We start from the raw sequence: 19,943 nt of genomic DNA, 5'->3' as shown, positions 1-19,943 counted from the left end.
CCGCTACGTGCCTGAAATATACGGGATGTCATATATCTTGCGTTGACACGTATTATAAGTATGGTGGCAGGGCTTTTTTCTGGACTCTGCCGTGGGGCGGCTCCAAGTTTGGCAGTAGGCGGCGAAGACCGCTTCTTCGATCCAAGGGCGGTTTTGCCGTCCGACATGAATCCAATAGACGGCGGACATCCGCCCAAGGGAGGCATTATGACCGTTCATCAGAACCTGATCGCCGGCGAGTGGGTTGGCGCCCAGGCATCGGAAAACATCAATCCGTCCGACACGAAGGATGTCGTCGGGCTTTATGCGCAGGCGAGCGCAGAGGATGCAAAGGCTGCGATTGCTGCGGCCAAGGCGGCATTCCCGGCCTGGTCGCGCTCCGGCATTCTCGAGCGCCACGCGATCCTGAAGAAGACGGCGGACGAAATCCTCGCCCGCAAGGAGGAACTCGGCCGCCTTCTGTCGCAGGAAGAGGGCAAGACACTGCCGGAAGGCATTGGCGAAACGATCCGTGCGGCGCAGATCTTCGATTTCTTCGCCGGCGAAACCCTGCGTTTGGCTGGCGAGGTTCTGCCCTCCGCCCGCCCGAACATCGGCGTCGAGATCACCCGCGAGCCGCTCGGCCCGATCGGCATCATCACGCCGTGGAACTTCCCGATCGCCATCCCGGCCTGGAAGATCGCGCCGGCGCTTGCTTACGGCAATACGGTCGTCTTCAAGCCGGCCGACCTCGTGCCCGGCTGCTCCTGGGCGATCGTCGATATCCTGCACCGTGCCGGCCTGCCGAAGGGCGTGCTGAACCTCGTGATGGGACGCGGTTCCGTCGTTGGCCAGGCGATGCTCGACAGCCCGGATCTCGCCGGCATCACCTTCACCGGCTCGACCGGGACCGGCAAGCGCGTGGCACTCGCCTCCATCGAGCATAACCGCAAGTTCCAGCTGGAAATGGGCGGCAAGAACCCGATGGTGGTGCTGGACGACGCGGATCTGTCCGTCGCCGTCGAAGCTGCCGCCAACTCCGGTTTCTTCTCCACCGGCCAGCGCTGCACGGCCTCCTCGCGCATCATCGTGACCGAAGGCATCCACGACAAGTTTGTCGCAGCCCTCACCGAGCGCCTCAGCAAGCTCAATGTCGATCACGCGCTGAAGGACGGCACGCATATCGGCCCGGTCGTCGATGAAAAGCAGCTGAAGCAGGATTGCGATTACATCGAGATCGGCAAACAGGAAGGCGCCAAGCTCGCTTTCGGCGGCGAGCGCATCGAGCGCGAAACGCCCGGTTTCTACCTGCAACCGACGCTGTTTACCGAAGCCACCAACGACATGCGCATCAGCCGCGAGGAGATTTTCGGGCCGGTGGCCGCCGTCATCCGCGTCAAGGATTACGAAGAAGCGCTGGCCGTTGCCAATGATACGCCCTTCGGCCTCTCGGCGGGCATCGCGACGACGAGCCTGAAGCATGCCACGCACTTCAAACGCAATTCGGAAGCCGGCATGGTGATGGTCAACCTGCCGACGGCTGGCGTCGATTTCCACGTGCCGTTTGGTGGCCGCAAGGCCTCCTCCTTCGGTCCGCGCGAACAGGGCAAATATGCGGCCGAATTCTTCACCGTGGTGAAGACCGCCTATACGCTCGCCTGAGCCCAAACGATCCTGCCGGCGGACCTTCAGGGTTCGCCGGCTCCTCTGCTTCTTCCCTCTTCATTGTGCAATGCACAACCCTGTCGTGCGTCACGACCGCGACCTTGCGGGGCATATTTCCCGTGGAAATCCCCAGTTTCCGGCTCCCGCATACGACTAACGGACAGTGTGCCAAGCCCTCGTCTTTACGTTAGTCTCTTTCTCACAACCGGCTGTGGGGAGTTTGAATCAGCCAGCGTTGGGTGAGCGGCCGTGTTTTTGCCGGCCTGTCGAGGAAAAGAGGAGGAGTACTCGTGTCGGACAATTCATCGTCCAATGCGTATTGGGAAGCCAACAAGCGCATCATCTATATTTCATTGGTGATCTGGGCCGTCGTATCTTACGGCTTCGGCATCATCCTGCGTCCCATGTTGTCCGGCATTCCGGTCGGCGGCACGGATCTCGGCTTCTGGTTCGCCCAGCAGGGTTCGATCATCATCTTCATCGCCCTGATCTTCTACTACGCCAATTACATGAACAAGATCGACCGCGAATTCGGCGTCGACGAGGAATAAGGGGGAGATCATGGATCAGTATACGCTCAACCTGCTGATCGTGGGCGCGTCCTTCGCGCTCTACGTCGGCATCGCCATCTGGAGCCGTGCGGGCACCACGGCGGAATTTTATGCCGCAAACCGCGGCGTCAATCCGGTCATGAACGGTATGGCAACGGCCGCTGACTGGATGTCGGCGGCCTCCTTCATCTCGATGGCCGGCCTGATTGCGGCTGTCGGCTACGGCAACTCCACCTATCTGATGGGCTGGACCGGCGGTTACGTTCTGCTGGCGTTGCTTCTCGCACCTTACCTGCGCAAGTTCGGCAAGTTTACCGTGCCGCAGTTCATCGGTGACCGCTTCTACAGCCAGTCGGCGCGCCTTGTGGCCGTGGTCTGCCTGATTGTCATCTCTGTCACCTATGTTATCGGCCAGATGACCGGTGCAGGCGTAGCCTTCTCGCGCTTCCTGGAAGTCTCGGTGTCCACGGGCCTGTGGATCGCAGCCGCCGTCGTGTTCGTCTACGCCGTTCTCGGTGGCATGAAGGGCATCACCTATACGCAGGTCGCCCAGTACATCGTGCTGATCGTTGCCTACACCATTCCGGCAATCTTCATCTCGCTGCAGCTGACGGGCAACCCGATCCCCGGCCTTGGCCTGTTCTCCGAACATACGGCCTCCGGCCAGCCGCTGCTGCAGAAGCTGGACCAGGTCGTGACCGATCTCGGGTTCAACGCCTATACCGCGCAAGGGTCCATGGTGAACATGACGCTGTTCACGCTGTCCCTGATGATCGGTACCGCCGGTCTGCCGCACGTCATCATCCGCTTCTTCACCGTTCCGAAGGTGGCGGACGCCCGCTGGTCTGCCGGCTGGGCGCTGGTCTTCATCGCGCTGCTCTACCTGACGGCTCCGGCTGTCGGCGCCATGGCACGCCTGAACATCATCGACACCATCTTCCCGTCCGGTCCGAAGGCTGAGGCCGTTCTGTATGAAGAGCGCCCCAACTGGATGAAGAACTGGGAAGTCACCGGTCTGCTGAAGTTTACCGACAAGAACGGCGACGGCCGCATCCAGTACTACAACGACAAGGCTGCCGGCTTTGCCTCCGAAGCACAAGCCCGCGGCTGGAAGGGCAACGAACTCGATATCAACAACGACATCCTGGTTCTCGCCAATCCGGAAATCGCACAGCTTCCGGGCTGGGTGATCGCGCTCATCGCGGCCGGTGGTCTTGCCGCGGCGCTGTCGACCGCAGCCGGTCTTCTGCTCGCCATTTCGTCCGCGATCAGCCACGATCTGATCAAGGACTGGTTGAAGCCGGACATTTCGGAAAAGAGCGAGCTTCTGGCTGCTCGTATCTCCATGGGCGGCGCCATCCTGGTGGCAACGCTTCTCGGCCTCAACCCGCCGGGCTTTGCGGCACAGACGGTGGCACTCGCCTTCGGTCTGGCAGCAGCCACCATCTTCCCGGCGCTCATGATGGGCATCTTCTCCAAGCGCATCAACTCGCTCGGAGCAACGCTCGGCATGATCGTTGGTCTCGTGGCCACCTGCCTGTACCTCTTCACCTATCTCGGCTGGTTCTTCATTGCCGGCACGAACATGCTGGAGAACGTCCCGGCCAACTACCTGTTCGGCATCCCGCCGACAGCCTTTGGCCCGATTGGCGCGCTGCTCAACTTCGCCGTCGCCTACTTCGTCTCGATGGCAACGGCGGCTCCGCCGAAGTCGGTCCAGGATCTGGTCGAATCGATCCGCATCCCGCGTGGTGCGGGCGCTGCCTCCGGCCATTGATCTCAATCCCGGAATGGGCGGCATGCGTCGCCCATTCCCTTTCCGCGCCAGCGTGGCTATCGTCTTTCGGGTGGGGTGCCAGGTGGGGGGACCATGGGACTAGCAACAGACGACATCACCCGATTTCTCGAGACGGTTCATCCCTATGACAGCCTGCCGCGCACGGAGATGGAGACTGTCGCCGCCCGCTTCGGTTTCAGAAGGCTGAGTGCCGGCGAAAAACTCTACAATCTCGGCGAGCCACTGCCGGGCCTTTTCCTGATCATGGACGGCCAGGTGGACGTACACGATGCCGCCGGCGAACTGATTTCCCAGCTTTCTCCCCGCAATTCTCTTGGTGAACGCGGTCTTCTGCGCGATGGACGGGCAGTCACCACCGCAACCGCACGCACCGATGGCGTCGTGCTCATCCTGCCGGCCGGTGAATTCCACCGCCTGATGCAGGAACAGCCGGTCTTTTCCCGTTTCTTCACCCGTGGCCGCATCAGTGAAACCCGCCGGGCCGACATGACGTTGTCGCGGGTTGGCGACCTGATGTCGAAACCGCCCGTCACCTGCAGCCCAGGCGACACCGTGTTTGAGGCGGCACAGATCATGCGCGACCGGCTGGTCTCCAGCCTCGGTGTGGTGGACGGCGAGCGTCTGGTTGGCCTGCTGACCGCGCGCGATTTGACGACGCGCTTGATCGCGGAAAACCGCGATCCGAAAACGACGCCCGTGTCCGCCGTGATGACCGAAAATCCGACCGGCCTGCCGCAGACGGCACTGGGTTCCGATGTGCTGCAGGTGATGCTCGAGCAGAAGGTCGGTTACCTGCCGATCGTTGACGGGTCGCGTCTCGTCGGCATGGTCACCCAGACGGATCTGACGCGGTTTCAGGCGGTGTCGTCCGCCCTTCTGGTGCGCGATGTCGCCAATGCCGAAACCATCGAGGACATGAAGGCGAACACCGCCCGCATTCCCCAGCTTCTCGTGCAGCTGGTGGGGGGCAACAATGCCCATGAAGTCGTCACCCGCCTCATCACCGATATTGCCGACACGATCACCCGCCGCCTGCTGGTTCTGGCCGAAAAGACGTTCGGCCCGCCGCCGGTGCCCTATCTCTGGCTTGCCTGCGGCAGCCAGGGGCGCCAGGAACAGACGGGCGTCTCCGACCAGGACAATTGCATCTTTATCGATGATCGCGTGACGCCGGACGACATGGCCTATTTCACCAAGTTTGCCGGCTTCGTCAGCACCCACCTGAACGACTGCGGTTATATCTTCTGCCCCGGCGAGATGATGGCCACCAATCCGCAATGGTGCCAGCCGGTCAGCACCTGGCGGCGCTATTTTCACGGCTGGATCGAGCGGCCGGACCCGATGGCGCAGATGCTCTCGAGCGTCATGTTCGATCTGAGGCCGATCGGCGGCGATTTTTCGTTGTTTCAGGACCTGCAGGCCGAAACCCTGGAAAAGGCGAGCCGCAACTCGATCTTCGTCGCACATATGATCGCCAACTCGCTGAAGCATGCGCCGCCGCTCGGGCTCTTGCGCGGCTTTGCCACGATCCGCAGCGGCGAGCACCGCAACCAGATCGACATGAAGCACAATGGCGTGGTGCCGGTGGTCGATCTCGGCCGTGTCTATGCGCTGCAGGGCCGCCTGACACCGGTCAACACGCGTGCGCGCCTCGTGGCTGCAGAAGAGGCCGGCGTGATCTCCGGTGCCGGCGCGCGTGATCTCATCGCAGCTTATGACCTGATCGCCGAAATGCGGCTGCGCAACCAGGCCCAGCAGATCAAGGCAGGTCGCCGTCCCGACAATTTTCTCGGTCCTTACGAGTTCGGCGATTTCGAACGTTCCCATCTGCGCGACGCATTTGTCGTCGTGCGCACCATGCAATCCGCGCTGAACCACAGCCGCGCGCCCAGTTGAATTGAGGAATTTCCCGCATGCTGTTCGAGTTGATCGCTGTCCTGACCGTGGGTGTTGCCCTGGCCGGTGTCGCCATGACGTTGCGCTTCATCACCCGGCAGCGCCTGCCCAAATGGATCATCCCCGCATTTGCGGGCCTCGGCATGCTGTCTTATGCGATCTGGAGCGAATATAGCTGGTTTTCTCGCGTTTCCGTCGCGCTGCCGCCGGAAATCCCGGTGGCGTGGCACAATGCGGACACGGCCTTCTGGCGACCCTGGTCCTATTACAAGCCGGTCATCAACCGCTTTGCCGCCGTTGATCTGCGCACCGCCCAACGCAATGCCAATTTCCCCGATCAGGTGATGGTCGATGTCATTCTGGCCGCGCGCTGGCAGCAGTCGGCGCGGGTGAAGGTGGTTCTGGATTGTGCCGGTCATCGTCGCGCCGATTTGATCGGGCGCAACGTATCCATCGGCGAAAACGGCGAGATTACCGGCGCCGACTGGATCACGTTGCCGGCAGACGATCCCGTCCTGCAGACGGGCTGCGCGGCTAGGACCGGCTGAGGCGGTTGCGGAAGGGGAGCCGCAACCTTGCCGGGGAGGAGATGATAATGGCACGATGGAGCCTCAGGGCACGCCTGTTTCTGTTCTTTGTGGCGCTGGGCATGGGGTCTCTCGCAGCCCTTGCCGCAGGCCTGTGGTTTGCACTGCATCGCGGTGCCGATCCCGAGGCCGTCAGCACGGCCGTGCGTGTGGCGGTGGTGGCCGGTTTCCTGATCCTGGCGCTGACCGCCGGCATCGGTTACCTGTTCGATGTCAACCTCGCCAAGGCGCTGGAGCGGCTGGCCGGTGCCATCCGTGCCCGCGCCAATGCCGGTGTCGCCCAGGAGATCGACACGACCGGGCTCACCTACCTCGGCAGCATCACCGATGCCGTGTCCGAAGCAGCCATTCGGCTGACCCAGACCCGTAGCGCCATGGCCGAAACGGTGGCGCGCGAGACGGCCCGATTGTCCGCGGAACGAAGCCAGCTCGAAAGACTGCTGTCCGATGTGCCGCCGGGCGTGCTGCTCTGTACCGGTCGCCATCACCTCGTATTCTACAATGGTGCCGCCCAACAATTGCTCGACAATCCGGTTCTGCCGCTCTGTCTGGACAAGAACCTGTTCGATTATCTGAATGACGGGCCGGTGCGCCATGCCCACCAGCGGCTTCTCGAAGCCGGAACGGCGGCGGCGGCCGTCGAGCTCGTCTGCACCACGCATGGCCATACCCGCCGTCTGGCGGCCCGCATGCGTCTTGTTGGCGAAGACACGGCCGATCCCGCCGCCTATGTGATGACGCTGCGCGATGTGACGGCAGAACTTTCCGCCGATGCCCGCCGCGACGCCCTGTTGAGCGAGGTTTTTGATGATCTTCGCCCCGCTCTGGATGAGCTGAAACGCAGGACCGCGGATCCGGAAAGCCGCGACCGGGCACTGGAGGCCGTTCAGCAGCGGCTCGCCTCGCTCTCCGCCCGGTTCGAGGCGATGCGGGAAGGCGAGATGTCGCCGCTTCCGGTGATGCAGCCCGTCTCCAACCGTTTTGTTGTCTATGATTTCGAGCTTTTGTCCCGCCTTTACGCGGAAAAGATCGGCGAGGCGCGGCTGGACGACCTGACCTATGTGGTCTTTGACACGGAAACGACGGGCCTGCTTCCAGACCAGGGCGACGAGATCGTGCAGATTGCCGCCGTGCGTATCGTCAACGGCAAGCGGGTGAAGGGCGAGGTCTTCGATACGCTGGTCAATCCGGGCCGCTCCATCCCCGCCTCATCCACAGCCGTGCATGGTGTGTCGAACGAAATGGTCGAGGACGCACCAAGCGTCGTTGATGTGCTGGAGCGTTTCAGGGCCTTTGCGCAAGGGGCGGTTCTGGTGGCCCACAATGCGCCCTTCGATATGGAATTCCTGCGAAGGCGCGAGCGGGAACTCGGCGGACGCTTCGACAACCCGATCCTCGATACGGTGCTGCTGTCGGCCGCCGTCTTCGGCCAGGCCGAAACGCATACGCTGGATGCCCTGGCCGAACGCCTGGGCCTTTCCATTGCCGGCAGCGACCGCCACACCGCAATCGGCGATGCGATGGCGACGGCAGAGGTCTTCCTCAAGCTGAAGGACATGCTGGCGGCGCGGGGCATTCGCCGTTTCGGCGAGGTGCTGCGCGAAACCCGCAAGCACCGGCGCCTGCTGAAGGATCTCAATTGAGGCCGCACGCGTAAAGACAGGCAAAACGGGAAAGATCGACATGCAGCCTTCGGTGATTGCCCATTGCGACTGGAGCATCGATGCCCGCAAGCGCTGGATGGCGGTTGCGCTGAACAGGGCAGGGCGCTTCGAACTGATGGCACCGGAGCCGGTTGGCGAAACGTCCAGTCTGATCGAACGCCTGCAGGCGCGGGCACTTGGCGACGGTCCGCTTCTTCTCGGCTTCGATTTCCCGATCGGCCTGCCGCACGCCTATGCGCAAAAGACCGGCCTTGCCTCCTTCCGCGCCTTTCTCGATGTGCTGGGCACGGAGATCTGGACGGACTGGTTCCGGGTTGCCGCGTCTGCCGGCGAAATCGGCCTGACCCGTCCCTTCTACCCCGCACGGCCCGGCGGCACGCGCCGCAGCCAGCTGTTCGAGGCGCTGGCCATCGAACCGGTCGATCTTCTGCGGCTGTGTGAACGCCCGGCACCCGGCCGCCAGACACCGGCTCTGCTGTTCTGGACGCTGGGTGGCAACCAGGTGGGAAAGGCGGCGATCACCGGCTGGCGGGAGGTCATCCTGCCCAACCGTCACCGGATCGGGCTCTGGCCCTTCGACGGTTTTCTGGTCGACCTGCTGCAGCGCCATGCCGTGGTGGTGACGGAAACCTATCCGGGCGATGCCTATGGCCAGATCGGCATTCCCCGCCGACCCGTCTGGAGCAAACGCCGCCAGGAGGGGCGCATCTCCGTCTCCGGCCATTTGCGGCGCTGGCTGGCGGGGCATGATCGGATTTCTGCCGAAACGGCGCTTGTCGACAGTATCGATGCCGGCTTTGGTGTGGATGCCGCCGGCGAAGACCGTTTCGATTGCACCGTCGGTCTGATGGCGATGATCGACATCGTGTTTGGCCTGAGGGGCGAAGGCGCCCCGCAGGATCTAAGCGTCACGACCTGGGAGGGCTGGATCCTCGGAAGGCCGGCGTTTTGAGCCGCTGGCTGCGTTATGCGCGCAGCCTCTGGGCTTGCCGTCAGCCTTTCCAAAGTTCGACGTGGCGGTTCACGTCCTTGTAGAGCAGGTACCGGAAACGGCCGGGACCACCGGCATAACAGGCCTGCGGGCAGAACGCGCGCAGCCACATGAAATCGCCGGCCTCCACCTCGACCCAGTCCGTGTTCAGCCGGTAGACGGCCTTGCCTTCCAGCACGTAAAGCCCATGCTCCATGACATGCGTTTCCATGAAGGGAATGGTGCCGCCCGGCTGCAGCGTCACGATATTGAGGTGCATGTCGTAACGCACGTCGTTTGGATCGATGAACCGTGTCGTGCCCCAGGTGCCGTTGGTATCGGGCATTGGCGAGATCGCGTGTTCATCCTCATGGGTGAAGATCGCCGGCGGCGGCTCCAGCCCCTCGACGGCCTGGAATTTCTTGCGCACCCAGTGGAATTTTGCGAGCCCCGCACTGCTGTTCGTCAGGCTCCAGCGGGAACCGGCCGGCAGATAAGCGAAGGATCCCGCCTGAAGGTGATGTACCTTGCCTTCGTGGACGATCGTCATTTCCCCCTCGACCACGAAGATCGCGCCCTGCACCCGGGCATCCGGTTCCGGCCGCTCGCTGCCGCCGCCCGGCGCCACCTCCATGATATATTGCGCAAAGGTCTCGGAAAATCCGGTCATCGGTCGGGCAATGATCCAGGCCCTTGTTTTCGACCAGTGCGGCAGAAGGCTGGTGACGATATCGGCCATCACGGTGCGGGGGATCACCGCATAGGCGGTGGTGAACACAGCCTTGCTGGATAGAAGTTCCGTCTGGCCGGGAAGCCCGCCCATGCCCGCATAATAGCGTCTGTCGTCCATGTCCGTTCGTCTCCAAATCATCCTGCCGCCTGGCCCCCAAGGGCCGCGCGCATCACTCATATCCCCAAGCCGTGCGGGAGTAAAAATGATTTGTTGGGGGAGGCGGGCAGATGATGCAGGGGTGGGGAAACATCCTGGCCGCACGATGGGCGGGTTCGCTCGCCGCAGAATTATCCGGAGAGCGCCGGGTTGAACTTTGCCGCGATTTCTTCCGCAGCAGCAGCAGCACCACGGCGGGTATAGAGATTGCCGCGAACATGGTAACTGTGAGCCATCAGCCGGAAAAATGCGTCTGTAACATCCTGCTTCGGCGGCACGGGGGCGGTCCAGAAGGCGTCGAGCGAGGCCTGATGCGTCAGCCCGTCGATATCATAGACGGCGCTGCCCAGGACCTTCACGGGCTTCCCCAATCGAATGGCGGGAAGAGCGGCGGTCGAATTGACGGTGACGACGCCTTCACACGAACCGAACAACCTTTCGAGGTTGCCGCCATCGATGATGTCGATCCTGGAACTTAAGCCCGCATGATCGCACTGCTGACGTATGTAATGCGTCCAGTTGATGAGCCCCGCATCCATCGGATGCAGTTTGACGACCAGCCGTACGTTGCACGGTGCCGATCGCGCAAAGGACGCGAGAACAAGGTCGATGGCCTCTTCCTGTCCCTGAAACGGTGAGTGAACCCGCAATTGATAGTCGGTCTGTAGTTGTAACGGATAGACGAAATAGGCAGCCCCGCCGCCGATCACCGCCTGGATCGTCTCTTCGGCGTGTCTCTGCCGTTTCTTTTCTCCCGCAAGTCGCCCGATCCAGCCCATGTACTCAATGAGAGGATGGTAGAGCGTGTGCCGGACATAGAAGGGGTAAAGCCACCATAGAAGCACGGTCGTGACATTATAGAGGATGTCGTAGCCGGCATCGGCCCAGAAACTCTGGGTATAACGCCGTGTCCAGTCCGGCTCCGGCAGATCCCGGCCTTGTGCAAGCACGTCCCCCGAGCGGCGCGGAAACCGCGAGTTGGATGCGGTACCATTCCGTTCGAAGATGACCCAGTCTGGTCTCAGATAACCGAGATCGACCACATGCACCGCAATCTTCCGGGACTTTGCCTCCTCGACGGCGATCTTGTGGTAAGGCCGCTCCTCTCCGAGAAGGATGAGGTTGGTGACCTGGTTCTGCTCGAGGAAGTCTCGGATAAAAGACTGCCAGTTCTTCAGGCGCCCCCTGTAGTTGAAACCGTTCTTCCTGCGCCAGAAGATCCAGTCTCCCACATTGAGGTTTATCCGCAGGCACCGATGTCCCTGCGTTTCGAGACGCTCCGCCAGAAGCGCAAAGAGCGGCGAAGACGATCCTTGCAGGAACAGGAACACCGGGGCTCCGGTCTTTTCCGTTGGCCGGGCTCCCGCCGTTCCGTCCTGGTCGCGCGACACATCAGCCAACGGCCAAGCTCCCTAGGTGTTTAGTCCCGGCATTTGATGGTGCCTTATTCAGCCAGGAATGGAGAGATGCGCTATGGGTCAAATTCTACACGGGAGCGCCCGCACGACAGGGGCAGTCCGTCGAGCGATACAACATGGTCAAGAGAGCCTGAGAGTTCTGGCGAAACGCTATGGGATCAACCAGAAGACCGTAGCTAAGTGGAAGCGGCGCACAGCGGTGAAGGACCTGCCAACCGGTCCGAAAGACGCGCACTCGACGACACTTTCAATCGAAGAAGAGGCGATCGTCGTTGCCTTCCGCCGACACACGCTGCTGCCGTTGGATGACTGCCTCTACGCCCTGCAGGCTACGATCCCGCATTTGACCCGCTCGTCCCTACATCGCTGCTTGCAACGGCATGAGATCAGCCGATTGCCAGAAGTGACAGGGGACAAGGAACCGAAGAAGACGTTCAAGACCTACCCTATTGGGTACTTCCACATCGACATCGCCGAAGTGCGCACTGCCGAAGGCAAGCTCTATCTTTACGTAGCGATAGACCGGACCAGCAAGTTCGCCTTCGTCCAGTTGGTCACCAAAACAGGCAGGACATCGGCGTCCGCCTTTCTGGTCGCGCTGATCGCGGCCGTGCCCTACAAAATCCACACCGTCCTGACCGATAATGGCATCCAGTTCACGTTCCCGCCGCGCTACGCCGACGGGCCGACTGCCACTTACATGACGCACATGTTCGACATGCGTTGCCGTGAAAACAGGATCGAGCACAGGCTCACCAAAATCAAGCGTCCCTGGACCAACGGCCAGGTCGAGCGGATGAATTGAACGATCAAAGAAGCGACTGTCAAACGTTACCATTACGACAGCAATGCCCAGCTAACCGCCCATCTCCATGACTTCGTCGATGCGTACAATTACGGCCGTCGGCTAAAGACGCTGCGCAGCCTGACGCCCTACGAATACATCTGCAAAATCTGGGCAACAGAGCCAAAACGGCTTAACCTCAATCCGCACCATCAAATGCCGGGACTAAACACCTACTTCGGCACGCAGGCGTTGCCATCATGAGCAAGATACTGCTATTTCTTTATGTTGACGTTGCCCTTATTAATTAATCTTTACCCTACGGTACTCATGACAGTCGAAATCATCGGATATGCTGCGATTGCTCCAGGTGCTCTGTCGGCGGTCGACCTGTTCCAGCAGCTGCGCGAAGGTGTTTGCTCTGTAACCGAGGTCCCGGCTTCACGGTGGGACAAGGCGCGTTTTTGGCATCCTCTGCAGGGCATGTCCGGCAAGACCTATACGTTTGCAGCTGGCGTCGTCGAAAATGTTCATGATTTCGATCCGGTGGTGTTTGGTCTCTCCCGGCGCGAGGCCATGGCTATGGATCCGCAGCAGCGGCTGTTATTGTCGGTTGCCTGGCGAGCCCTGGAAGATGCGTCTTTGCCGCTGTCGGCGTTGCAAGACAGAGTTGTAGGGGTTTATGTCGGCGCGTCGAGCCTCGACAGCGCGAACCTTTCGGCGGAGGATCCGGCCTCTGGCGGCCCGTATTTTATGACGGGCAATACCCTTTCCATCGTTGCCAACCGTCTGTCGCACATTTTCGGCCTGAATGGACCGAGCTTGACCATCGATACGGCCTGTTCGTCCTCCCTCGTTGCGCTGGATCAGGCGGTGCGTGCCCTGGAGCGCGGTGAGGTCGACACGGCGATCGTCGGCGGTGTCAATCTTTTGAACCATCCGTTGCCGTTTGTCGGGTTCGCGCAGGCGAGAATGCTGTCGCCGGAAGGCCGCTGCCGGGCTTACGATAACGACGCCTCGGGTTATGTCCGCTCGGAAGGCGCGGTCGCGATTGTCCTGCGTCGGACCGATCTGGCAAAAGCCGATGGCGACCGCAGTCGGGCGAGGATTATTGCGACGGGCGTTAATTCCGCGGGACGCACCAATGGTATTTCGCTTCCCTCGGCAGAGGCGCAGGTCGCGCTTTTGCGGGGGATGTATGATGACAATCGGATCGATCCCAATGACTTGGCCTTCCTGGAAGGGCACGGGACCGGCACCAAGGTCGGCGATCCGGCGGAGGTCCGGGCGATCGGGCAGGTGATCGGCAAACGTCGTCGCGCGCCTTTGCCCATCGGTTCGATAAAAACGAACATTGGTCACACGGAACCGGCATCCGGGCTTTTCGGTCTGCTGAAGGCCGTAATGTCTTTGGAGCAGAACTTTCTTCCGGCCTCGCTGTTTTTCGAGAAACCGAACGAGACGATCGATTTTGAGGACCTGAACGTTCGCGTGAACAGTACGCCGCTCGAACTGCTGCGCTCCCGTCGTCCACGTCTTGCCGGCGTGAATTCCTTCGGTTTCGGTGGGACGAACGCGCATGTCGTGATTGGCGATCCGGAGCGGGTGGTGCAATCCGAGGCGAACGAGCCGGCTGGCGACCACTATTTCGTCGCAAGTGCGCATACCGAAAGCGCGTTGAGGACGCTGGTGGATGCCTATGTGCATCGCATGGACAAAGCTGCCCCCACTCAGGTGAACCGCATTGTTGCGGCGTCCGGTGGCGGACGCACCCTGTTGCGGCATCGGTTGGTCGGTGTGCCGACAACGCCGGACAAGCTGAAGGCTCGACTTGCAGCCTTTCTCGAGTCACAAGCGGTCGACGGCATCGAGACCGGCGAGGTGCCGGCCGGGCACACCAAGATCGCCTTTGCGTTTGCCGGCAATGGTGCGCAATGGGCCGGGATGGGTGTCAGTGCTTATCGCAGGAGCAAGGCATTCAAACGGCATTTCGATGCGGCGAGCGCCCTCTTCGAGACGCATCTTGGAGAAAAGCTCGTTGAGCTTCTCGTTTCTGACACGCTGGATGAGCGGCTGTCGGACACCCGGATTGCGCAGCCGCTGCTGTTTTCGATTCAGGTCGCCACCGCAAACGCCTTGGCAGTAGCTGGTATTCGTCCGGCTTGTGTGTTCGGGCACTCCATCGGTGAGGTGGCCGCCGCCCACATCGCAGGCGCCATGTCCCTGGTCGATGCCGTTGCGGTCGTCGCCGCCCGTTCCCGGTGCCAGCATGCGACCCGCGGACGCGGCACAATGGCTGCGGCCCTGTGCAGCGAGGAGGTTGCCAAAGCCTTTCTTGCGGACAACGCCATCACCGATGTCGTGGTTGCCGCCGTCAATGCGCGGAATTCCATCACATTCTCCGGTCCCCGTCAGAGCATCGAAGAGGTGAAGGCGCTCGGTCGTCGCCGCAAGATTGCGGTCCAGCTTCTCGATATCGAATATCCCTTCCATCATCCGCTGATCGATGACGTGCGCGAGGAATTCGTCGCTACGCTGCCGGATATCGGGCTTCATGATGGTGACCTGCAATTCCTGTCCACCGTGACAGGCGATCGCCTGTCCGGCAGAAAGTTGAATGCCAGCTACTGGTGGCGCAATGCCCGGGAGCCCGTTGCCTTCCGCAACGCCGTCGCCAAGGCTCTGGACGAGGGCTGCAATCTGTTCCTCGAGATTTCACCTCGTCCGATTTTGAGCAACTACATCAAAGAGACGGTTCGTGAGCATTCGGCCAATGCGCCTGTGCTCAGTTCGCTTTCTAAGGACAATGAGGACAGTGCCGATCCGATTGCTCAGATCATTGCGCGTCTGTTCGCGTTCGGTGCCGACGGCATTTCGCTCAATCGTCTTCCGTATGTCGATCTGCCGAGCGTGCCGTTTGAGCCTGAGACCCTGACCGTTCCGGCAACAACGGATACCTACGACCTCTTCGGACGTAACGCCCGGCCTTATACGCTGGCCGGATGGCGGGTCGATCCCAACGCGGGAGCCTGGAAGAACCACATCGATGCTGCGCTGTTTCCGGATCTTGCGGAGCATGTGGTCGAGGGGCGGGCGATCATGCCCGGTGCCGGTCTGGTGGAAATCGCGCTTCAGGTCGCGCGGCAGCATCTTCGCACCGATCAGGTGACGCTGACCAATGTCGAACTGCTCAATCCGCTGCCGCTCGATGACAAGCTCCTTGAACTTTCCACCATTGTTTCGGCAGAAACGGGTGTGATCGAGATCCGCTCGCGCGAGAGACTGTCGGACGATGACTGGACGCTGCATGCCGTTGCGCGCTGCCAGAAAATGGTGGATGCCCAAGCGTCCGATATCTTCGATGCACATCAGGTTACGGCTGACCGGATCAGCAAGGATCGAATCTACGCCATTGCGGCCGCTTTCGGTCTCGATTACGGCCCCAGCTTCCAGCGTCTCAACGAAGCCGCGACGGATGGTGGTTCCAGGATCGTCGCGCGCCTAGCGCCGGCCGCCGATCCGGCGCATCCGCTTCTCGAATGGGCTGTGAGCCCCATGTCGCTCGACGCGGCCTTCCACGGTCTGGTCGGGTTGTTCGATCGACTGTCGGGGGATGCGCAGGGCTCTCCCTACATCCCGGTCCGCTTCGGCGTCATTCATCTTCTTTCACCTGGTGCCGATATTCATGGCGCCCTGATCGAGATTCAGAAGTTCAGCGCCCATTCCATCAAGGCCCGTTTCCAGTTGACGGATCAGGATGGCAATGCCGTCCTCGTTATCGAGGATTGCCGCTTCCGCAGGACATCCCTTCGCCAGCACCGTTCAATCCCGTCGCTTGGCTTCCATTACGAAGTCCTGCCGTGGAACGGAAACGTCCTGAATGCGCCGGTTACGGTGTCACAGCCTTTGATTTCGCTGGCGGGTTCTCCGGAGCCTGACGATTCCAGCCTGCTTTTGCAGGCGGCCGTGTTGCGCAGCTGCCTTGATATCTCGATGGGCGCGGTGAATGCGGATGGCATCATCTCGACCGCGTCTGCGCCGCAGGAAGCACGAGTTTTCCTGTCCACCTGCCTGTCGATCCTGCAGAGCGCCGGACTGGCTGCGTCGATGGACGATGGCTGGCGCCTGGCAGGGGATATCGATCTTCCCGAGGTTGCCGAACTTCTGCGCGAGTTTGAAGCGGATCGCCCGGACCGTGGCGCCGAGGCTGTGGCTGTCGCGAGCATTCGTGCTGCGATGATGGCAAGGCTTGATCGTGGCACTGTTGCGTCGACGGAGGCTCCGGTTGCACCGACCTCTGCAACGGCGGACTACTTGCGGCAACGTTCTGCTGCTGCCGAGTGGCGTAATGCGCTTCTCGTCAATGCGGTTGAAACGCTGGCAAAGAACACCGGATTCCGCCCCCTGACGCTTGTCCAGATCGGCGCGACGGCGCCGTATCTTGTCCAGCGCGTTCTGGATCTGCTGGAGCCGCTCGCGGGGCGCCTTGCGGTGTTCGAGCCTGACGACGAACTGCGCCGCTCGCTGGAGATCCTGTTCCAGGACAATCCGCGGATCGAGATCGTCAAGTCTCTGGAGGCGGCAAAGGTCTACGATGCCGTCTACGCGTCCTCTGACCGGTATGCGCAGCTGATCATCAATGATGAAACGAACATGTCTGCCGTCCGGTCAATCGTTGCCGCCGGCGCGCGCCTTCTGATTGCCGAAAGCGCTTCCTCGCTCATCAACGATTTCATGAACGGTGTTGCTGCGGACCAGGATGATGGCGGGGTGCTGGCCGACCTGCATCTCGGGCATCTGGCAACCACCCGCGAGTGGAAGCGTCATCTCGCTGCGATCGGTCTCGACGCTGACGCTACGCAGACCGTCGAGGGTCCGTATGGGCCGGTCAACATCATCGACACGCGAGCGAACGACATCGTTACGGGATCACTGCCGAGCAGTGGAGATCATGTTCTCCTGGTGTCTGGATCGACGGTCGAGGCAGACGGTGCGAGCATCGCGCTGGATCAGGATGCCGAAAGCCTTGCGGCAGCGATCGTCTCCTCTCTGTCGCAGGCCAGGGACCGCCGGATCACCTTCGTTTATGCAAGGGGCGTTGACGATGGCGCGCCAAGTCGCGATCTGACGGACGACAGCTGGAAGCTGACGCATTTCGCCCGGACCCTGCATCAGGTGGTCGAGGAGCAGAACCGCAAATCGTCGACACACCTGGTGTTGCTGTTGCAAGGCGGAGCGCCGATCGGCCGTTCCGCGCCGGGCATGAGTGCTCCGGTGTCGCCGATCAATGTCGGCTTGTGGTCGTTGGCGCGTGTTCTGCAGAATGAGCTGGAAAGCCTTGACATCTTTCTGTTCGATGCTGCGGAAGCCGAAGTTGATAGGGCATTGATGCTTGCCGCTCTCGATCAGAGCCGGGAATGGATTATCGGTGCCGGGGGAGACGACATCCGCGAGATCCGTGCGGTGGAAGGCGCTCTTTCCCGCGGCAATTTGTTGACCACCCGTTATCCCGCCGCAACGATCCGCCAACGCACGCCGTCGCGTGTCGATGCCCTTTACTGGGAAGCGTGTGATCTGCCGCAGCCGGAGGCCGATCAGGTTGTCGTGGAAGTCGCCGCCGCCGGATTGAATTTCCGTGATGTCATGTGGGCCATGGGCCTGCTGCCGGAAGAAGCTCTTGAAGAAGGATTTGCCGGTGCAACCATCGGCATGGAACTGTCCGGTCGCGTCGCAGCCATCGGCGCGGCGGTGTCTGACCTGAAGGTTGGCGATGCTGTGATGGGGATTGGCCCGGCCGCATTCTCCACCCACGCCGTCATTTCGCGGGCGGGACTTGCCAAGGTTCCGGCGGAAATTGATCTGAAGGCCGCAGCGACTGTTCCCGTCACCTTCCTCACCGCGTGGTATGCCATCGTCGTCCTTGCCCGTGCGCAGGCAGGGGAGACCCTGCTGGTGCATGGTGCAGCGGGAGGCGTTGGTCTCGCGGCCATCCAGATCGCCCGTGCCCTCGACCTCACTGTGATTGCCACCGTCGGAAGCGAAGAGAAAAAGGCCTATCTGAAGATGCTCGGTGTCGAGCACGTCTTCAACTCCCGCTCGCTTTCCTTCGTGGCAGACGTCAAACGCGTGACCGGCGGCGAAGGCGTTGACATGGTTCTGAACTCGCTCTTCTCCGATGCGATGGAGCAGAGCATTGGCCTCGTCAAACCATTCGGACGGTTCCTCGAACTGGGCAAGCGCGACTACTATGCGGATCGCAAGATCGGCCTTCGGCCCTTCCGCCGGAACGTCAGCTACTTCGGTATCGATGCCGACCAGTTGCCGCTGAAGGCTCCAGCCCTGACGAAGGAAATCTTCGAAACCCTGGGACAACTCTTTGCCGAGGGGAAACTGGCACCGCTTCCCTACCGCCGGTTCCAGCACGACGAGATCGGCGATGCCTTCCGCTTGATGCAGAATGCCGGCCATGTCGGAAAGATCGTCATCGAACCTCCGGTGCTGGGCAAACATCCCGTGGCACGCAAGCCCGCGTCCCTGCAACCGCTTCCTCCAATCGGCCTTCACATTGTCGTGGGCGGCATTGGGGGCTTCGGGCTTGCGGCGGCGGAATGGCTGGTGGCACGGGGCGCCCGAGAGATCGCGCTTGTCACGCGGCGGGGTGTTGCGGATGACGAGACCGCGGCAGCCATGCGGACATGGCAGGACAAGGGCGTCAACGCCTCGTGTTATGCTTGCGATGTGACGAGTGCCTCAGCCGTTGAGGAACTGCTGCAAACTCTGCGCAAACGCGCGCCGATCAAGGGTGTCGTGCATGCCGCCATGGTGTTGGACGATGCGCTGGTCGGCAACCTCACCCGAGAACGGTTCGAGACGGTCATTGCTGTCAAGGCGGCCGGTGCGGCGAACCTCGACCGGGCGACCCGCGAAGATGCGCTCGATTATTTCCTGATGTTCTCGTCTGCGACCACCCTCGTCGGCAATCCGGGCCAGGCCAATTACGTTGCGGCAAACGGTTACCTGGAAGGGTTGGCGCGCAGGAGACGCCAGGAGGGGCTTCCGGGCTTAGCGGTCGGTTTCGGTGCGATCGCGGACACGGGTTACCTCGCGCACAATGCATCTGTGAACGATGTTCTGAGCCGCAGGCTTGGCAATTCCTCAATGAAGGCAGCGACAGCCTTGGCCTTTGTCGAGCATTACATGGCAGTCGACCCCGGAACGGTGGATGGTGGCGTCGTGATCTGTTCGCCCATCGATTGGCAGGCTGCAAAGACGCTGCAGCTCGTCAACACGCCGTTGTTCGAGATTCCGCTGCGCCAGTTGGTGGCGGGAACGGCTGCCGGTTCTGATACGATCGACCTTGCGCAGTTGGTTGCGGACAAGAGCGAAGCGGAGGCCATGGATCTTCTGTTCAAGCTCGTGGCAAGCGAAATGGCGAATGTTCTGCGCATTTCGGAAGGCGCCATCACCCGCAACAAGGTTCTCAAGGATGCCGGTCTCGACAGCTTGATGGCCGTGGAGCTCAGCATGAGCTTCAAGGATCGGACGGGTGTCGACATGCCGCTGACGGGTCTTGGCGACACGACGACGGTGGATCATGTCGTGCGAAAGCTTTATGAGCGTGTCATGCGCCAGAACGATAGCGAGGACGAAGAGTTGCCGCATCAAGAGATCGAGGCTCTCGCTTCGCAGCACCTGGATGCCGCGCGCAAGACTGTGGGTGAGGCGTGACGGAAAAATCGAGT

Annotated in this window: 10 protein-coding genes and 1 pseudogene; 9 read left to right on the top strand and 2 right to left on the bottom strand. The window is 61.4% G+C overall.

Translation table 11 applies throughout. The features are described 5' to 3' along the window. The first annotated feature begins 207 nt into the window (after positions 1–207). The 7 genes from OU993_RS03875 (at position 208) to OU993_RS03845 (ending at position 9,092) form a co-directional block, all read left to right on the top strand. Positions 208–1,641 (top strand): aldehyde dehydrogenase family protein, encoded by a 1,434-nt coding sequence (locus tag OU993_RS03875; protein ID WP_268154937.1) that lies wholly within the window; start codon positions 208–210, stop codon positions 1,639–1,641. A gap of 293 nt (positions 1,642–1,934) precedes the next feature. After that, positions 1,935–2,195 (top strand): DUF4212 domain-containing protein, encoded by a 261-nt coding sequence (locus tag OU993_RS03870; RefSeq protein WP_268154936.1) that lies wholly within the window; start codon positions 1,935–1,937, stop codon positions 2,193–2,195. Between the two features lie 10 nt (positions 2,196–2,205). Next, entirely contained in the window at positions 2,206–3,972 is a 1,767-nt protein-coding gene (locus OU993_RS03865) for a sodium:solute symporter family protein (RefSeq protein WP_268154935.1), read from the top strand. A 93-nt stretch (positions 3,973–4,065) separates the two neighbouring features. Then, positions 4,066–5,889, top strand: a complete 1,824-nt coding sequence (locus OU993_RS03860; RefSeq protein WP_268154934.1) for a DUF294 nucleotidyltransferase-like domain-containing protein — start codon at positions 4,066–4,068, stop codon at positions 5,887–5,889. Between the two features lie 17 nt (positions 5,890–5,906). Beyond that, positions 5,907–6,437, top strand: a complete 531-nt coding sequence (locus OU993_RS03855) for a hypothetical protein (RefSeq protein ID WP_268154933.1) — start codon at positions 5,907–5,909, stop codon at positions 6,435–6,437. A gap of 47 nt (positions 6,438–6,484) precedes the next feature. Beyond that, positions 6,485–8,119 carry a 3'-5' exonuclease gene (locus OU993_RS03850; RefSeq protein ID WP_268154932.1) on the top strand — a complete coding sequence of 545 codons (1,635 nt, stop codon included), beginning with the start codon at positions 6,485–6,487 and terminating at the stop codon, positions 8,117–8,119. A gap of 40 nt (positions 8,120–8,159) precedes the next feature. After that, positions 8,160–9,092 (top strand): DUF429 domain-containing protein, encoded by a 933-nt coding sequence (locus OU993_RS03845; RefSeq protein ID WP_268154931.1) that lies wholly within the window; start codon positions 8,160–8,162, stop codon positions 9,090–9,092. Positions 9,093–9,132: 40 nt separating this feature from the next. Here the strand turns inward: OU993_RS03845 and OU993_RS03840 are convergent, their stop codons facing one another. Continuing rightward, the gene (locus OU993_RS03840; RefSeq protein ID WP_268154930.1) at positions 9,133–9,960 is read right to left on the bottom strand and encodes a bifunctional allantoicase/(S)-ureidoglycine aminohydrolase; all 828 of its coding nucleotides are present in this window, start codon (positions 9,958–9,960) and stop codon (positions 9,133–9,135) included. A gap of 170 nt (positions 9,961–10,130) precedes the next feature. Next, positions 10,131–11,390: a capsule biosynthesis protein gene (locus tag OU993_RS03835; protein WP_268157493.1), complete on the bottom strand. Its 1,260-nt coding sequence runs from the start codon at positions 11,388–11,390 to the stop codon at positions 10,131–10,133. An 82-nt stretch (positions 11,391–11,472) separates the two neighbouring features. Between OU993_RS03835 and OU993_RS03830 the strand changes: the two are divergent. Next, positions 11,473–12,465 (top strand): annotated as a pseudogene (locus tag OU993_RS03830) (IS481 family transposase). A gap of 66 nt (positions 12,466–12,531) precedes the next feature. Continuing rightward, positions 12,532–19,929 (top strand): type I polyketide synthase, encoded by a 7,398-nt coding sequence (locus OU993_RS03825; protein WP_268154929.1) that lies wholly within the window; start codon positions 12,532–12,534, stop codon positions 19,927–19,929. The last annotated feature ends 14 nt before the right edge of the window (positions 19,930–19,943 follow it).

Source organism: Rhizobium sp. SL86 (assembly GCF_026672545.1).
Classification (GTDB): Bacteria; Pseudomonadota; Alphaproteobacteria; order Rhizobiales; family Rhizobiaceae; genus Neorhizobium.
This window is presented reverse-complemented; position numbering and strand designations above follow the sequence as displayed.